This is a genomic window from Enterobacter sp. HK169, assembly GCF_001719105.1.
Lineage (GTDB): Bacteria > Pseudomonadota > Gammaproteobacteria > Enterobacterales > Enterobacteriaceae > Enterobacter > Enterobacter asburiae_B.
In genome coordinates, this window is record NZ_CP017087.1 from 1,215,546 (window position 1) to 1,231,918 (window position 16,373).

Annotated in this window: 13 protein-coding genes, 3 tRNA genes and 1 pseudogene; 7 read left to right on the top strand and 10 right to left on the bottom strand. The window is 53.4% G+C overall.

Annotation, left to right across the window (positions count from 1 at the left end; genetic code table 11):
- From EnteroDNA1_RS05865 to EnteroDNA1_RS05875, 3 genes are all read right to left on the bottom strand, one after another.
- Window positions 1–2,142 (bottom strand): T6SS effector phospholipase Tle3 domain-containing protein, encoded by a 2,142-nt coding sequence (locus tag EnteroDNA1_RS05865; RefSeq protein WP_069303021.1) that lies wholly within the window; start codon window positions 2,140–2,142, stop codon window positions 1–3.
- On the bottom strand, window positions 2,139–4,658 hold the full coding sequence (locus EnteroDNA1_RS05870) for a type VI secretion system Vgr family protein (protein WP_069303022.1): 2,520 nt from the start codon (window positions 4,656–4,658) through the stop codon (window positions 2,139–2,141). Before EnteroDNA1_RS05870 ends, EnteroDNA1_RS05865 begins: the two co-directional genes overlap by 4 nt.
- A gap of 380 nt (window positions 4,659–5,038) precedes the next feature.
- Complete coding sequence (locus tag EnteroDNA1_RS05875) at window positions 5,039–5,707, bottom strand: YecA/YgfB family protein (RefSeq protein WP_029741940.1); 669 nt, start codon at window positions 5,705–5,707, stop codon at window positions 5,039–5,041.
- A gap of 423 nt (window positions 5,708–6,130) precedes the next feature.
- On the opposite strand from EnteroDNA1_RS05875, the gene EnteroDNA1_RS05880 reads away from it, so the two are divergent.
- The 5 genes from EnteroDNA1_RS05880 (at window position 6,131) to EnteroDNA1_RS05900 (ending at window position 11,137) form a co-directional block, all read left to right on the top strand.
- Window positions 6,131–7,252 carry a branched-chain amino acid ABC transporter substrate-binding protein gene (locus tag EnteroDNA1_RS05880; RefSeq protein ID WP_033145885.1) on the top strand — a complete coding sequence of 374 codons (1,122 nt, stop codon included), beginning with the start codon at window positions 6,131–6,133 and terminating at the stop codon, window positions 7,250–7,252.
- Between the two features lie 99 nt (window positions 7,253–7,351).
- The gene (locus EnteroDNA1_RS05885; protein ID WP_023336149.1) at window positions 7,352–8,266 is read left to right on the top strand and encodes an ABC transporter permease subunit; all 915 of its coding nucleotides are present in this window, start codon (window positions 7,352–7,354) and stop codon (window positions 8,264–8,266) included.
- Window positions 8,267–8,277: 11 nt separating this feature from the next.
- On the top strand, window positions 8,278–9,552 hold the full coding sequence (gene livM, locus EnteroDNA1_RS05890; RefSeq protein ID WP_069303023.1) for a high-affinity branched-chain amino acid ABC transporter permease LivM: 1,275 nt from the start codon (window positions 8,278–8,280) through the stop codon (window positions 9,550–9,552).
- Window positions 9,549–10,424: an ATP-binding cassette domain-containing protein gene (locus EnteroDNA1_RS05895; RefSeq protein WP_039263773.1), complete on the top strand. Its 876-nt coding sequence runs from the start codon at window positions 9,549–9,551 to the stop codon at window positions 10,422–10,424. The genes livM and EnteroDNA1_RS05895 overlap by 4 nt, the downstream gene beginning before the upstream one ends.
- Window positions 10,421–11,137: an ABC transporter ATP-binding protein gene (locus EnteroDNA1_RS05900; protein ID WP_033145889.1), complete on the top strand. Its 717-nt coding sequence runs from the start codon at window positions 10,421–10,423 to the stop codon at window positions 11,135–11,137. Before EnteroDNA1_RS05895 ends, EnteroDNA1_RS05900 begins: the two co-directional genes overlap by 4 nt.
- 83 nt (window positions 11,138–11,220) lie before the next feature.
- Here the strand turns inward: EnteroDNA1_RS05900 and EnteroDNA1_RS05905 are convergent.
- The 6 genes from EnteroDNA1_RS05905 to uvrY all read right to left on the bottom strand — a co-directional run bounded on the left by EnteroDNA1_RS05905 (window position 11,221) and on the right by uvrY (window position 14,758).
- A tRNA-Leu gene (locus EnteroDNA1_RS05905) sits at window positions 11,221–11,307 on the bottom strand.
- A 12-nt stretch (window positions 11,308–11,319) separates the two neighbouring features.
- Window positions 11,320–11,393 (bottom strand) — tRNA-Cys (locus EnteroDNA1_RS05910).
- Window positions 11,394–11,439: 46 nt separating this feature from the next.
- Window positions 11,440–11,515: transfer RNA gene (locus EnteroDNA1_RS05915), tRNA-Gly, on the bottom strand.
- A 152-nt stretch (window positions 11,516–11,667) separates the two neighbouring features.
- The gene (gene pgsA, locus EnteroDNA1_RS05920) at window positions 11,668–12,216 is read right to left on the bottom strand and encodes a CDP-diacylglycerol--glycerol-3-phosphate 3-phosphatidyltransferase (RefSeq protein ID WP_028019572.1); all 549 of its coding nucleotides are present in this window, start codon (window positions 12,214–12,216) and stop codon (window positions 11,668–11,670) included.
- 56 nt (window positions 12,217–12,272) lie between these two features.
- Window positions 12,273–14,105: an excinuclease ABC subunit UvrC gene (gene uvrC / locus EnteroDNA1_RS05925; protein WP_032658637.1), complete on the bottom strand. Its 1,833-nt coding sequence runs from the start codon at window positions 14,103–14,105 to the stop codon at window positions 12,273–12,275.
- Window positions 14,102–14,758: a UvrY/SirA/GacA family response regulator transcription factor gene (gene uvrY / locus EnteroDNA1_RS05930; RefSeq protein WP_013096026.1), complete on the bottom strand. Its 657-nt coding sequence runs from the start codon at window positions 14,756–14,758 to the stop codon at window positions 14,102–14,104. The genes uvrC and uvrY overlap by 4 nt, the downstream gene beginning before the upstream one ends.
- Before the next feature lie 372 nt (window positions 14,759–15,130).
- Between uvrY and EnteroDNA1_RS22680 the strand changes: the two are divergent.
- Both EnteroDNA1_RS22680 and EnteroDNA1_RS05935 read left to right on the top strand, forming a co-directional pair.
- Window positions 15,131–15,199: pseudogene (locus EnteroDNA1_RS22680) on the top strand (hypothetical protein); the annotation flags it as partial.
- Between the two features lie 25 nt (window positions 15,200–15,224).
- Window positions 15,225–15,449: a DUF2594 family protein gene (locus EnteroDNA1_RS05935; RefSeq protein WP_069303024.1), complete on the top strand. Its 225-nt coding sequence runs from the start codon at window positions 15,225–15,227 to the stop codon at window positions 15,447–15,449.
- 66 nt (window positions 15,450–15,515) lie between these two features.
- On the opposite strand, the gene sdiA is transcribed toward EnteroDNA1_RS05935, so the two are convergent.
- Window positions 15,516–16,238, bottom strand: a complete 723-nt coding sequence (sdiA, locus tag EnteroDNA1_RS05940; RefSeq protein ID WP_058841423.1) for a transcriptional regulator SdiA — start codon at window positions 16,236–16,238, stop codon at window positions 15,516–15,518.
- Window positions 16,239–16,373 lie beyond the last annotated feature (135 nt).

Below are 16,373 nucleotides of genomic sequence, written 5' to 3' on the forward strand. Positions count from 1 at the left end.
TTATCCTTTAGCCAACTGGCTGTCGCTTTTAGGTTTAGGCATTTCCCATTGCAGCAGCTTTATTTCCTTGAAATCTCCAGGCCTGACAGTTCCCGTCTCAATATCCATCAGGTTACGCGAACGAGGCCGAATACCGGCATAATCATTTTCCACACCAAAATCGCCCTTCGGCAGCACATCCTCCGGTTTATTCATAAAATCTTTTGTTGGTGCTATTGGTAACTGACCTGATTGGTAATATTTTTTTGCGGCAGGGAAGCCATTCTGCGGATCACGCCAGTCAGCGCGGTGTAACAGGCTTTCCCAGAATTTACCGGCTTTGTAGTCAAACGACTTACACTGACCAATTGCAAGGTCGAACGCCATCGCGTGCGATGGCGCGAACTCGCTCATGACAATTGACGAATGCTGGCTGTAGCTTACCGGGTCAGCTTTTTTCCATTCTTTTTCAAGTTCTTCACGGGTTTTCATCCAGGTAACGGACAACACAGGATAATCTTTAGAACCAGTAACTTCACCGTGAATAACGGTATGCTCCCGGTCATGGCTTTCCACCTTCAGCTCATCTGGTGTTAAAACATGCCCAGGCTTCCAGCTAATACGCTGATAACTGTTAAGCATGTACATCGCAGAATCCGTGCGTTTGATGGCACTGGCTTTAGCCGAATAGGAGATGTAAGCATCCGGGCTGTTCGGGTCGATATAATACGTATACGGCTTGTCACTCTTTTTAGAGTCATTATCCGGATGGTTATCCTGACCCTGTAGTTTGAAAATAAAGGGCTCCGGCAATTGTTCACCGTTTACCACTACGTCATGGGCGCGATAGCTGACATTCGGGAGAAACGAATATTTTGCATCACCTTCTTTTCGTTGTGGCAACTCAAAGGGTTTAGTGTCAGGTGCTTTCCCTACTTCGCCGTGCTGATAAAAAACTCGCTGGAACAGGTTAGGAATGCCATCTGCAATTTTCTGAGGGATCCCACGCCAGCCAAATCCCTGAACGTTTTCCAGCGATACAACGCCATCATTTGGACAGAAGTAGTTATACACTTTACCGTTATTGTTACGTCCATAGCGCTCATCAGCTCGCAACGGATTATCAGAGGGTTTACGCAGCGTGCAGGAGGATTCCAGGGCTAGTAATTCGTCTTCAGATAATTTTCCTCCCCCTTTCCACTGCGTATGCATCAGGTTACAAAACTTTTTGAATGTCTTCTGCCTGGCGGCATCCGTCTGTTGGTATCCGGGCTGAATATTTTCAGCCACGCGCGACTCCAGTGAATAAGGGGAATGATTCAGAATGACGCAGTTAACTGACTCATAACCTGCCTGCTTGACTAACATATTTGCCAGCATGGTAATAATCGTGCCCTGGCTGTGGGCGACAATATTAATCACATCATCACGCGTCTCTTGTTGCCGACGAATCTGAATAATTAAATCTGCCAGACGCTGGGCAGCAAAAAACTGATAGATTCGGTGCGGGTTTTCATAAATGGGGTGAGTGTAATCCCCGTCGTTCATATGCAGTGATGCAAATCCCGCCGCTGCCACGAAAAAACCTCCCGCTCCTGGCCCCAGCATATCGGGAATGTTGGTAGTCGCATTGGCGAACGTCCCGCCACCTTTTGCAAAATTTGAATCAAGACCATTCTTGAGGTTGTCATTCTGGTACTTAAACGAACCCTTGCCGTCATTACCCAGCGCGGCCTTGTTCGTCTCGTTATCTTCCTGATAGGCGTCATAAGGCAGATGAGCACCGGAAGAAAGTTTTCCGACTTCATCCCGGTACCGCTTCTGGTCTGCCCGGTAGTCTTCATGCGTAACAGGCTTATACCCCCAGTAGAATGGGATAACAGGCGAACGGCCAGGATGGGTAATGCGGTACTCTCCCCATTCATGCGCGTAAAAGTCCTGACGATTAAGACGTTTACTCAGACCCGCAAGAATGCCCTTCTCCTGATTCTGGTACGCTTCGCCCACGTCGTTCACTCCGTGAATCAGAATCACAATCCCCGGCATCGGGCGCGGTACACCTACGCGGCGCGTCTGGGCAACCTCACCCAGACTTTTGTGTACCGGGATATCCCCTTCAGAAATCACCCGTGGCGCGTACGGGCTTTGTTTGGCTTCCGTCATTCCATTAACTCCATTTTGTAGGTGTCCAGGTCATCGGCATCAAGCAACGATGAATGGCCGTTGCTGTCCGTCACGCCTTCCACCACTTTCCCGGCCGAGCTGGTCAGCCGGAATTTTTTGTTCGCGAGAATTTGCTCCGGATCGTCTCCGGCGTGCAGCTGGTAGCGGAGTTTAAATGCCCCCTTATTGAACGGCGGGACCGTGACCTGCGCACTTTCCGGGCCGTCGTATTTCAGGTTTGGCGCTTTCAGTTCGATTCCCGTCGGTGAGAAGAGTGTGACCAGGCCATTAGGGCTGATACGGATCCCGCCGCCACCGCAGACAAACTGCATCCCCTCTTTAGCGCTGCCGTTCATCTTCCCGGCGGTACTCGCCATCGTGAAATCCTTCTGCGAAAGCAGGTGCATTTCGCCGCGCTGGGCCTGCGTCGTGATGTCACCGGCACCGGCAATCATTTGAATGCCGAGCTTGCGGGCGAACAGCGAGAGTTTTTCCCCCACGGCCAGAGAGAATTTTTTTACCACGTTCACGCTGGCATCACTGCCTGCCGTGGCAATCAGGTCTTTCCCGGCTGACAGCTGCAGGCTGTCTGGCGTGACATGCGCCTGCCCTTTTTCGGCATAGGTCAGCAGGCCCGCATCAGTGAGGTTGTTCAGCATCTGGCTCAGCTGGTTTTGCCGATCGGTTTCCACATTCCCGGCCCCGGCCGTCGCCGCTGATTGTTGCAGCGTCATCGCCAGTGACAGCGCTTTTTCCAGTTGTGCAATGGCGGCCGTCATATCCAGCTGTTTGCCTGCCGCGCGCGGCTGGGCCTCTGTCGTGAGTAATACCCCTATAGCGGCACGCAGCGCCATCCAGTCATCGGTACGGGCCTCCACGCCTTCCCCGCGCTTTTTCCCTTCGGCGTCCACAAGGTGGCCGACGCTGACCTGCCCCTTACCGTGCTCCGTGGAAATTTTGATGTGTTCCTGCCCGCGCCGGTCCTCAAGACGAATCTTGTTCGACGCAGCCGTACGGATCACGTTGCGGGTGTCGTTGCGGTTTGTGACCAAATCCGGATGGCTGCCGTCATGCATGACGTGCGCGATATACGGCCTGTCCGGATCGCCGCCTTCAAAGGCAACAGCCACTTCTGTGCCGTCCAGCAGCGGGAAGTGAAAACCAAACACATCCCCGCCGTACGGCCTGCCCAGACGCATCAGCGCACTTTCAAAGCCGTCACGTTTTTCATCGAGATCAAAATCAAACTTCACGCGGTAGCGGCCCTGCGCATCGACTCCGGCATATGTGGGATCGCGATTAATAGCCGCCACATGGCCGGGCACCGTACCGGCTATCACCGGACGCGGAAGAGAGTCCGGACGGTAGCTGTAGCCGTTCAGATAAGGGATACCCTTCAGGATGGCGCGGTAGTGCTCTGCGCGACTGCCGGATAGCGTCATGGTGGTCACAAGAAATCCGGGCTTAAACCCGGCAGGAATATCCCCTGTCGGATGAAACATCACGCCCGGCAGCAGTTCCGGATCGCTGGTTGTCACCCCCAGTACGCTCTGTTTGTTCAGCAGGCGTTCATAACGCAGGCGCGCGTAGAACGAGGCTGTTTCTGCCTCCTGGCCGTAAAAGTCACCTGCAGCCAGAAAGTGATCGGCGTAGTGGTACTGTTTTCCGCTGGTTATCCCGTCAGGAATGTCGTTTCCGGTAATGGTTTTATCCGCCTGTGGGGAAAACGGATCGCGGTAGTTATAGGTACGGACCCGTACATTTTCGGGGATGAGCTGGTACTGCTCTTCGAGTTCGGTTACGTACTCTTCATGACTGGTCATTCCAGAATGGCGGACGTATGGCAGCTGCTTATTACTGAAAACATAGCGGCGACCACTGTCACCGAAAATCACTACCGTTTCACCTTGTACTTTGTCGTGATTTTCAAAGCGGAACCAGATCCCGACTTCGGCCAGCAGGCGGCGGATAAACTGGAGATCGGTTTCCTTCCACTGGATAATCATTTCGCGGCTGGGGTAGTTGTGGCTCAGTTGGTCAAAATCGATGTTGTAACCCTGAAAATGCCCGCTCTCCTTCATCAGCTTCGTGACGAGCTCAGGCACTGTCATGTCCATGTACACGGCCGAACGGTAGTTCCGATCCAGCAGCGCCAGTTCATGCTCCAGCACGCACTCATACAGGGCTTCATCAGCGGACGACTTCAGACGGGAAAATGACGTGATCACGCCATTAATCTGGCGCACCGGCAACCAGGATTCTTGATTGTGCCAGGTCGATTTCGCTTTCGGGTCAGGCGCGCGCAGAATAAATTCAGCCATCTGGTTCAGAACGTCTTTGACTGCAACGTTCGGATTTGGACTGGTGAAGCGAATGGTATAACGGTAGGGCTTACTGAATTTTTCTTCCCCGCAAAACGAATGAACATCCGGTGAAACGGTTTTACTTCGTGGGAAATACAGTAAATAACGATTCAGGGTATCCTGTTGTTGAAGCGTGTCTGATTGTCCTGCCATCGTCAAATATCCTTTTGATCAATCGATAAGATTAATCAAAATATACGCCTGGAGACCACTCATTAAAACATTATTGCGCAAAAAGGGTTAAGGGATTCAATTTATTCAACGCACAAATAAACACAAAACAAACATTCATGAATTAAATAAAAAGATAAAATAAATACCAGAAAGAAATATGACAATATCAGAATACAAATAAGCACCACAAGGCGTATAGATCAATGATATTCGGTGAGCAACGATGACATTGAGCTTATTCACGTCTGATACGCCTGGCCATATAAGGGGCCTCGACGGCCCCTTATCTCGGTCACAGGTTAAAAACGTATTATTTTCTACTGGTCTTAAGGTGAACGAACCAAAGCCACAAAAATGTATCAGTGCAAACAGCAGCTCTTAAACTTCTTCCCGCTGCCGCAAGGACACGGATCGTTACGCCCGACCTTCGTGCCGTTCACCGTCGGCTTCTTCACTTCCGGCTGCTGCGGGTTGTTTACCCAGTATTGATATAAACGCAGTGCCGCAGGCTGGATGCTTTCGATGCTGGCGATATACTCCTCTTCGGACAGTTCATCCAGCTTTTCGCTGTTCTCTTCCGTCCCGTGCAGGGCAATCACGTCAAGATCGGCCTTCAGGGCTTCCGGCAGGGCTGACCAGTCCGTCAGCGCCACGCCGCGCATATAGCCATAGCACCACTCTTCCACCACGGTATAGCTCTCACCGTCAACGTCGTTATAACCGAACATCGGTTCAAACTGATCCGGGTACTCGCTCAGGCGCTCGGCAATATCGTTCATATGCTTAAAGCAGAGATCGATAAAACGGTTCATCTCACGATCGTTTTTCCAGCGCGGAATGTACTTCTCGCCACCCCACACCGCCACCAGCCAGGCATCTGGCTCAACGACAACAGGACCGGAAAGCACTGCGGTAAGCATGCCGTCCAGTTCGGACACGTCAATCACGGACGCGTCATCATGACCGTAAGACATTAACGTCTCTTCAAGCCACGCCATTTCGCTTTCATTCAATGGGCCTTCAGTCATCGCTGATACTCCTGCAAAAGGAAACGATCCTAACACATAACTCACGCCTCTCCGGGCTGAAGTTTAGGTCTTTATTGCTGCAAAAACGTGCAAATCGTGACCTTTGCACAACTTATGGGCTTTGTTGTTAATGATATGTGATCTCCGCTGTAATTTCTTCTCCTCCCGCAAGGCGGCATAACGCGGCGCTCTATACTCAAACATGTCGCAAGCTCGTCAATGGGTTAACCATTCTGGCAACGTTTTTGCTTAACGTTCTTCGCGCGCCTCTGCGCAGGGAAATCTCGCCGTAATATGCAGGATGCCGTCTGTATCTTGTTCGTTTAGTGCATTTTGTTCTTGCTCGTGTTTCGGATTGGCTGCGCCGTCGGGCGTTCGGGTTTACGCCGTGGTGCAAAAACCTCTTTGCTAAGGAACATAATAATGTCGCTGAAATTAATCAGAACTCCTCTTTCTCTTGTGTTGGCCGGTTGCCTGGTGACGGCGTTTTCCGCCCGGGCAGATATTGTGATTGGCGTGGCCGGGCCGTTCACGGGTCCGAATGCCACCTATGGCGATCAGTACTGGCACGGCGCAACGCAGGCCGCTGAAGACATTAATGCCGCAGGCGGCATTAACGGCGAGAAGATCAAACTGGTTCAGGGGGATGATGCCTGCGAGCCTAAGCAGGCCGTGGCCGTCGCCAACCGTTTAGTTGACCAGGATAAAGTCAACGCCGTGGTCGGCCATTTCTGCTCCTCTTCCACAATGCCCGCCTCCGAGGTGTATAGCGACGCGGGCATTATTGCGATTACCCCCGGCTCAACTAACCCGCTGATCACCGAACGCGGCATGAGCGATATGTTCCGCATGTGCGGACGCGATGACCAGCAGGGGCAGGTTGCCAGCGACTTCATCATCGACAAGCTGAAAGCCAAACGCGTGGTAATTATTCACGATAAAGACACCTATGGTCAGGGTCTGGCTGACGCCACCAAAGCGGCGCTGGCGAAACGCGGGGTTCAGGATGTGATGTATGAGGGGTTATCTCGCGGTGAGAAAGACTTTAACGCGTTGGTGACCAAGATCGGCGCGCAAAAACCGGACGTCGTGTTCTTCGGTGGCTGTCACCCGGAAGCCGGTCCGCTGGTTCGCCAGATGCGTGAACAGGGCGTGCAGGCGAAATTCTTCTCCGGCGACTGTATTGTCAACGAAGAGATGGTGACCGCCGCGGGGGGCCCGCAATACACCAACGGCATTTACATGACCTTCGGTAAAGATCCGCGCCTTATCCCGGACGGTAAAGCGGTTATCGAGAAATTCCGCGCCGGTAAATTCGAGCCGGAAGGTTACACCCTTTACTCCTATGCCTCCGTACAGGCCATTGCCGCAGCCTTCAAGGCCACCGGCGGCAAGGACTCCGCCAAAGCCAGCGAGTGGCTGAAAGCCAATTCCGTCGACACGGTGATGGGCAAAAAAGCGTGGGACAGCAAGGGCGATCTGAAAGTGTCTGACTACGTGGTTTACCAGTGGGACGACAAAGGCAAATATAAGGAAGTGCAGTAACGGGACGGAGTCACGCTCAACGTCGGCGGGCCTGCCCGTCGGCGCGTAATAAACATCAGGCTGCGCGCATCGCGCAGCCTATAAAACGAGCGCGCTAAGATGAGTACATTCTTCCTGCAACAGTTAATCAATGGCTTAACGCTGGGCTCCGTCTACGGTTTAATCGCCATCGGCTACACCATGGTGTACGGCATTATCGGGATGATCAATTTCGCCCACGGCGAAGTGTATATGATTTCCGCCTATCTCTGCGCCATCGGCCTGGCGCTGCTCTCGTTCTTCGGTCTGCAGTCGTTCCCGCTGCTGATCCTCGGGACGCTGGTGTTCACCATCGTGGTAACCGGGGTGTACGGCTGGACCATCGAGCGTATCGCCTACAAGCCGCTGCGCAACTCCACGCGCCTGGCGCCGCTGATCTCCGCCATCGGGATGTCGCTTATCCTGCAAAACTACGCGCAGCTGAGCCAGGGTCCGCGCCAGCAAGGGGTGCCGACCATGCTGGACGGCGTGATTCGCCTGCATCTGGGCGACGGCTTCGTGCAGATAACCTACACCAAAGTGTTTATTCTGATTGCTTCTTTTGCCGGCATGCTGGTGCTCACCTGGATTATCAACCATACCCGGCTGGGCCGGATGTGCCGCGCGGTACAGCAGGATCGTAAGATGGCCTCCATTCTGGGCATTAACACCGACCGGATTATTTCGCTGGTCTTTGTCATCGGCGCGGCGATGGCCGGTCTGGCGGGGGTGTTGATCACCATGAATTACGGCACCTTTGATTTCTACGTCGGGTTCGTGATCGGCATTAAAGCCTTTACCGCGGCGGTACTCGGCGGCATCGGCTCCCTCCCTGGCGCGATGCTCGGTGGCCTTATCCTGGGCGTGGCGGAAGCCCAGTTCTCGGGCATGGTGAACTCGGACTATAAAGATGTCTTTTCGTTCGGCCTGCTGGTCATGATCCTGATTTTCCGTCCCCAGGGGCTGCTTGGGCGCCCGATTGTGGCCAAAGTGTGAGGGAGAGAATGATGACATCACACGGTTTTTCACTTAAACGCTGCATTCTGGACGCGATTTTTTCCGGACTGATTGCGCTGGTTATTTTCGGCCCCATTGCGGGCGTGGTGCTGGACGGTTACAGCTTTAACTTCGCCGGGCAGCGGCTGGCCTGGATGGTCGGCATCGTCATGCTCGGGCGTTTTCTGCTGAGCGCCTTTTTAGGTACCGCCGCGGGCGCCCGTTTCCAGGCACGCTTCGAAGCCGATAGCGCGGGCGTATATGTCCGGCCACCGGAATACAAAAGCCGCATGCGCTGGATTATTCCTCTGGTAATTGCTCTTGCGATTTGCTTTCCGTTTGTCGCCACGAAATATGTGCTGACCGTCGCCATTCTCGGGCTGATCTACGTGCTTCTCGGTCTGGGGCTGAACATCGTCGTGGGTCTGGCCGGCCTGCTGGATCTGGGATATGTCGCGTTCTACGCAATTGGGGCGTACGGTCTGGCGCTGGGATACCAGTATCTCGGCTTAGGTTTCTGGAGCATGCTGCCGCTGGCGGCAATCATGGCCGCCGCCGCAGGCGCCCTGCTCGGTTTCCCGGTACTGCGCATGCACGGTGACTATCTGGCCATCGTCACACTCGGGTTCGGGGAGATCATTCGCCTGATACTGAACAACTGGCTGACCTTCACCGGCGGACCAAACGGCGTGTCGGCCCCTCCCCCCACCTTTTTCGGTCTGGAATTTGGACGACGCGCGAAAGAAGGCGGCGTGCCCTTCCACGAATTTTTCCACCTGACCTATAACCCGAACATGAAGTTTATTTTTATCTACGCGGTGCTGTTCCTGGTGGTGATGCTGGTGCTCTATATCAAGCACCGCCTGACGCGGATGCCGATTGGTCGGGCGTGGGAAGCCCTGCGTGAAGACGAAATTGCCTGCCGCTCAATGGGGTTAAATCATGTTCTGGTTAAGCTGTCGGCCTTTACGCTTGGCGCATCGACCGCAGGCATTGCCGGGGTGTTCTTCGCCACCTATCAGGGGTTCGTGAATCCGACCTCCTTTACCTTCTTTGAATCGGCATTGATCCTCGCCATCGTGGTGCTGGGCGGGATGGGCTCGACGCTTGGCGTAGTGCTGGCCGCTTTTGTGCTCACCGTAACGCCGGAACTGCTGCGCAGTTTTGCCGAGTACCGCGTCCTGCTGTTTGGCATGCTCATGGTGGTGATGATGATCTGGCGTCCGCGCGGTTTGATCCGCATTAACCGCAGCGGGTTCGCCGTGCGTAAGGGCGTCGCGCCATGAACGGAACGATATTGCGCGTTGAACATCTGATGATGCACTTCGGCGGGATTAAGGCGCTAAACGACGTCAACCTGGACGTACAGCGCGGCTCAATTACCGCCCTTATTGGGCCAAACGGGGCGGGAAAAACCACCGTGTTTAACTGCCTGACGGGCTTCTACAGAGCCTCCGGCGGCAACATTTTATTTAATACCCGCCATAAAACGACCAACGTTATTCAGGTGCTCGGACAAAAATTCCAGCCGGGTGACTGGATTAACCCCGCGCAGTTCGGGCAGCGTCTGTTCTACAAAATGTTCGGCGGAACGCATCTGGTCAACCGCGCAGGGCTGGCGCGCACGTTTCAAAATATCCGTCTTTTTCGCGAGATGTCGGTCGTGGAAAACCTGCTGGTTGCGCAGCATATGCGCGTTAACCGCAATCTGCTCGCCGGGATCTTAAATACGCCGGCATACCGGCGCGCGGAAAGCGACGCCCTGGACAGGGCCTTCTACTGGCTGGAAGTGGTGGATCTGGTGGAGTGCGCCAATCGTCTGGCGGGAGAGATGTCGTACGGCCAGCAGCGGCGTCTGGAAATTGCGCGAGCAATGTGCACCGGGCCGGAAATGATCTGTCTGGATGAACCCGCCGCCGGGCTTAACCCGGTTGAAACACATAAGCTTAGCAGCATTATTCGTTTTCTGCGGGATCATCATGACATCACGGTATTACTGATTGAGCATGATATGGGGATGGTGATGGAGATTTCGGACGACATTATCGTGCTCGATCACGGGGATGTTATTGCCAGGGGAAAACCCGAGCAGATCCAGCATGATGAAAAGGTCATTGCCGCCTACCTGGGTACGGATGAAAGCGAGGTCAACCTATGAGCGAACCGCTGCTGGCATTTCGCGAGGTGGATGTGTTTTATGGCGTCATTCAGGCGCTTAAACAGGTTTCCCTCGAAGTCAATAAAGGTGAAACCGTGGCGCTGATTGGCGCAAACGGCGCGGGTAAATCGACATTGCTGATGTCCATCTTTGGCCAGCCCCGCATTCGCAGCGGACAGATCCTTTTCGGCGGCGAAGATATCAGCCATAAATCCACCCACTACGTCGCGTCCGGCGGCATTGCGCAGGCGCCGGAAGGCAGACGAATCTTCCCGGATATGACCGTTGAAGAGAACCTGCTGATGGGGACCATCCCCATCGGCAGCCAGTTTGCCGCTGAGGATATGCAAACCATGTTCGACCTGTTCCCGCGCCTCAAGGAGCGACGCAAGCAGCGCGCGATGACCATGTCCGGCGGAGAGCAGCAGATGCTGGCGATCGCCCGGGCGCTGATGAGCCGTCCGAAGCTGCTGCTGCTGGATGAACCGAGCCTCGGGCTGGCGCCGATTGTGGTGAAACAGATCTTCCAGACGCTGCGCGAGCTGGCCCGCAACGGCATGACCATCTTTCTGGTGGAGCAGAATGCGCATCACGCGCTGAAGCTTTCCGACCGCGGGTATGTGATGGTTAACGGGCAGATCCGGCTGAGCGGCAGCGGCGAGGAGCTGCTGGGAAATCAGGAGGTGAGGAAGGCGTATTTGGGTGGGGTGTGACCGGCGGATTTCAGGCACAAAAAAACCACCTTTCGGTGGTTTATACGACACTGCTTATTGCTTTGATTATTCTTTGTTTCCCATGGTACCCGGAGTGGGACTTGAACCCACACAGCGCGAACGCCGAGGGATTTTAAATCCCTTGTGTCTACCGATTCCACCATCCGGGCTCGGGAAGAAAGTGGAGGCGCGTTCCGGAGTCGAACCGGACTAGACGGATTTGCAATCCGCTACATAACCGCTTTGCTAACGCGCCGTAAAACTTTTCAAACTGACACCCGCTACTGCGCATGTCTTTAATTTGGAGCGGGAAACGAGACTCGAACTCGCGACCCCGACCTTGGCAAGGTCGTGCTCTACCAACTGAGCTATTCCCGCATGTCATCAAGTAAACATCTAACCACTTGATTTCATTATCGTCCGGCTTGCTGTGCCGCCGTTCGATGCGTTGCATTCTACTGATATGACGTTATGAGTCAACGTTATTTTTTGCATCCCCGGATCGTTTGCTGAAAATTACGGCGAAACGATCACTGATCAAGCAAATCCCCGCGCGCAGCGTTTAAATATTGCAGCATTGACCACAGCGTCAGCACTGCCGCCACCCACAGCAGACCAATTCCCGCCCATTCAACCCAGGCGTTTGGACGCCAGAGCATCCAGACCAGCGCCGCCATCTGCGCCGTCGTTTTGACTTTACCAATCCACGAGACCGCCACGCTGCTGCGTTTCCCCAGTTCCGCCATCCACTCGCGCAGCGCAGAGATAATGATCTCGCGGCCGATCATGGTTGCCGCGGGCAGCGTCACCCACCAGGTATGATAGTGCTCGGCTACCAGCACCATGGCGATAGCGACCATCACTTTGTCTGCCACCGGATCGAGGAAGGCACCGAAACGGGTGCTTTGATTCCAGCGGCGCGCCAGATAGCCATCAAACCAGTCGGTGACCGCTGCGATCAGGAAGATCAATGCGCAGGCGAAAGGTGCCCAGACGACCGGCAGGTAAAACGCCAGTACAAAGAACGGGATGAGTACGACACGGAAGAGAGTGAGCAACGTAGGGATATTAAATTGCATAATGACGGTAACTGTTTGTTGTCAGTAAAATTTAGCTCTATGTTGCTACAGAGCCCTCAATGTTTCAACGAGTAGTAGATCTTTTCTGCCAGCCCTTGCGAAATACCCGGCACTTTTGCAATTTCCTCCATGCTGGCGTTGAGTAATCCTTGCAATCCGCCCATATATTTCAGCAGCATCTGGCGGCGTTTTGGCCCCACGCCTTCGATCGTTTCCAGGCTACTGGTATTTTTCACCTTCGCCCGTTTTTTGCGGTGACCGCTGATAGCATGATCGTGTGATTCATCGCGAATATGCTGGATGACGTGCAGCGCCGGGGAGTCCGGCGGCAGGCTGAAGCCCTCGCCTTCCGGCTCGAAGAACAATGTCTCCAGACCGGCCTTACGATCGGCCCCTTTTGCGACCCCCAGCAGCAGCGGATGGTTTTTATCCCAGCTGACATCAAGCGATTCAAATACCGCTTTCGCCTGGCCGAGCTGCCCTTTCCCGCCGTCAATCAGGATCACATCCGGAATTTTGCTCTCTTCTATGGCTTTACCATAGCGACGACGCAGCACCTGATTCATGGCCGCATAGTCATCGCCCGGCGTGATCCCGGTGATGTTGTAGCGGCGATACTCGGCGCGCAGTGGGCCATTCGCATCAAACACCACGCAGGAGGCCACCGTCTGTTCTCCCATCGTGTGACTGATGTCGAAACACTCCATCCGTTTCACTTCCGGCAGCTTCAGCAGCGTCGCCAGGGCCGTTAAACGCTGGTTGACCGTCGACTGCTGCGACAGCTTAGTGGTGAGTGCCGTCGCCGCGTTGGTTCGCGCCAGCTTAAGATAACGTGCACGATCGCCGCGCGGTTTGGTTTGTACATTCACCCGGCGGCCCGCCAGTTCAGAGAGCGAATCGGCCAGCAGGGTTTTATCGTCAAGATTAAAATCGAGCAGGATCTCAGAAGGCAGCGTGCGCATCTGGCTCCCCTGCAGATAGAACTGGCCGACAAAGGTTTCCACCACTTCACCCAGTTCAGTACCGCCGGGCACTTTCGGGAAATAGCTGCGGCTGCCGAGCACTTTGCCCTGGCGAATAAACAGCACGTGCACGCAGGCCATCCCGGCGTCAAAGGCTACGCCGATGACGTCGAGATCGTCACCGGTATTCGAGACAAACTGTTTCTCAGTGACTCTGCGCACCGCCTGGATTTGGTCGCGGATACGCGCGGCCTCTTCAAACTCGAGTGCGGCGCTGGCTTTTTCCATCCGCGCGATCAGCTGCGTTAAGACCTGATCGTCTTTTCCGGCTAAGAACAGGCGCACATAATCCACCTGCTGGGCATACTCTTCTTCACTTACCAGCCCTTCCACGCAAGGCCCCAGGCAGCGTCCAATCTGGTACTGCAGGCACGGGCGAGAGCGGTTACGGTAAACGCTGTTTTCACACTGGCGGATAGGGAAGATTTTTTGCAGCAGCGCCAGCGTTTCACGCACGGCATAGCCGTTAGGGAACGGCCCGAAGTATTCTCCCTTAGCGTGTTTTGCACCGCGGTGCATCGCGAGGCGTGGGTGGGTGTCGCCGCTCAGAAAAATAAACGGGTAGGACTTATCATCACGCAGCAGGACGTTATAGCGTGGCTGGTAGAGCTTAATATAGTTGTGCTCAAGCAGCAGCGCTTCTGTCTCGGTGTGCGTGACGGTGACATCAATATTCTGAATGAGTGAGACCAGCGCTTCGGTCTTTCGGGAGGCCAGGTTGCTGCGAAAATAGCTGGAGAGGCGTTTTTTAAGATCTTTTGCCTTCCCCACGTAGATAACCGTACCGCCAGCGTCATACATGCGATAGACGCCAGGCTGGCTGGTTACGGTTTTCAGAAATGCTTTTGAATCGAACACATCACTCACTGACTTAACAACGTCTCCGCATTACACAAACCGTGCCGGATGGCCAGGTGCGTCAGTTCAACGTCGCCATGAATGTTCAGTTTACTGAACATCCGGTAACGATAGCTGTTCACCGTTTTCGGGCTGAGATTCAGCTGCTCCGAGATCTCATTCACCTTCTGACCTTTGGTGATCATCAGCATAATCTGCAATTCACGCTCGGACAAACTGGCAAACGGTGATTCGGTTTTCTCGGGCTCGATCTGACTCAGCGCCATCTGCTGAGCAATGTCGGAAGCAATGTAGCGCTGTCCGGCAAACACGGAACGGATTGCATTGACGACTTCCTGCGGCGCAGCACCTTTACTCAGGTAGCCCGCTGCGCCCGCCTGCATCACTTTCGCGGGCAGTGGGTTTTCGGTATGCACGGTCAGCATGATGACTTTGGTATCAACAAAGGTACGCGCGATTTTGCGTGTTGCTTCAAGGCCACCGATACCGGGCATGTTCATATCCATCAGTACCACATCGGCCGAGTTTGTGCGGCACCATTTTACCGCATCTTCGCCGCAGCACGCCTCACCGGCAACTTTAATACCTTTAATATCTTCAAGAATGCGTCGTATCCCTGCGCGCACCAGTTCGTGGTCATCAACAAGAAGGACGTTGATCAAAGGAAATGTCTCCAGAATAGGGATAACGCTACTGAGTGATAATTTGGTTTATATTAACGGTTTTCCTCGCAAGATTAAAACGTTAAAAAACCGGCTATTCGATTTTGCTCTCGTTTTTGGAAATTAGGCTGTACAGTCCGTGGAAAGAGAGACCATGCATTCAGCGCTTTTGCAGCTTTTTTTAAGCATCTGTATTCAAAAAGTTACAAAAAACTTGCAGGCTTTTCCTGCAAAAAAACAGATCTCAAATTTTTGTAACAATAATTAACGGCAAGCGAACCGGGCATAAACAATTAATAGCCTTTCACGACGGTTTAGTTTACCGGTACGTTCTGTTTACGCAATTAAACATCAACGTAAAAGTACGAAAAACAACCGCTGCATTTTTTGCTTCAGCTTGTGGTATACTCCGCCGCCTTGACTTTCGTCGTCGCGCTTTAGCGCCGTTAAATAATGAGGAAAATAAATGAGCACACCTGAATTTGCCACTGCGGAGAATAACCAGGAACTGGCACAGGAAGTAAACTGCCTGAAAGCACTGCTGACGCTGATGCTGCAGGCGATGGGCCAGGCGGATGCCGGTCGTGTGATCATTAAAATGGAAAAACAAATCGCGGAGATGGAAGACCAGGCTGTATCTGCGGTATTTGCTAACACCGTTAAGCAAATCAAACAAGCCTACCGCCAGTAACAAAAAACGGCTGGATGCAGTGCATTCAGCCGTTTGCTCGTCTGTCACGCAGAACGTATTATCCCGTCAGATCAGTCCCGTTGCCGCCGCGTAGCACGCAATCTGGGTTTTGTTGGGCGCATTGAATTTCTTCTGCATATTTTTCTGATGGAAGTTAACGGTATTCTCTGAGATAGAGAGAATGATCGCTATTTCCGCTGACGTCTTCCCTTCCGCAGTCCATTTCAGAATTTCGCGCTCGCGTTTGCTGAATTTCATTTCAGGTGGCATGACCATCTCATCTTCAAAACGCACCAGAGATGTTAAGGCCATTTGCACCAGCATTTGCAGCCGCAGTTCTATTTCCTCACGGGCAAAAGGCCCTGCCAGTACACTAGTACGGGAAACAGACAGGAAGCCGAGCGCATGATTAGGCAACATCAGACACTGCGTTATTCCCTCGCGTAAACCGTGGTCCTGCGCGCTGTGCCATAATTCCTGCGCGTCAGCGAATAATGCGTCTGTCCAGGGTAAATGACCCTGAATGAAATTCTCCGGTTTTAAGACGGGATCAATAGCGAAATAGTTCGCGGATTGATATTGCGCCATCCACTGCTTTGGGTAAGTGGTATGCACAGAGATCTTAGGCCGGGTAAACGGCACGGGATGGCGCACGCAGAGCGAGTAACAATCGAATTCAAGCGTCTGAGTTTGTCGCTGTAATTCCTGATATACCTCGTCGACACAGGTCAATTCCTGAAACCGGAGGGAGCAATCCCGTCGCCAGGTGAAAAAGTCTGAATCCTTCATACTTACTAAATGAAGCCTCTGAAAAGATAATCATTATTATGGTGAATATAACCTAACACATAAAACTTTTTTCTAACTACAAAATATCGGCATTAGCACAATTAACTTTACTATTGATAAGGTTTATCAGGGCCG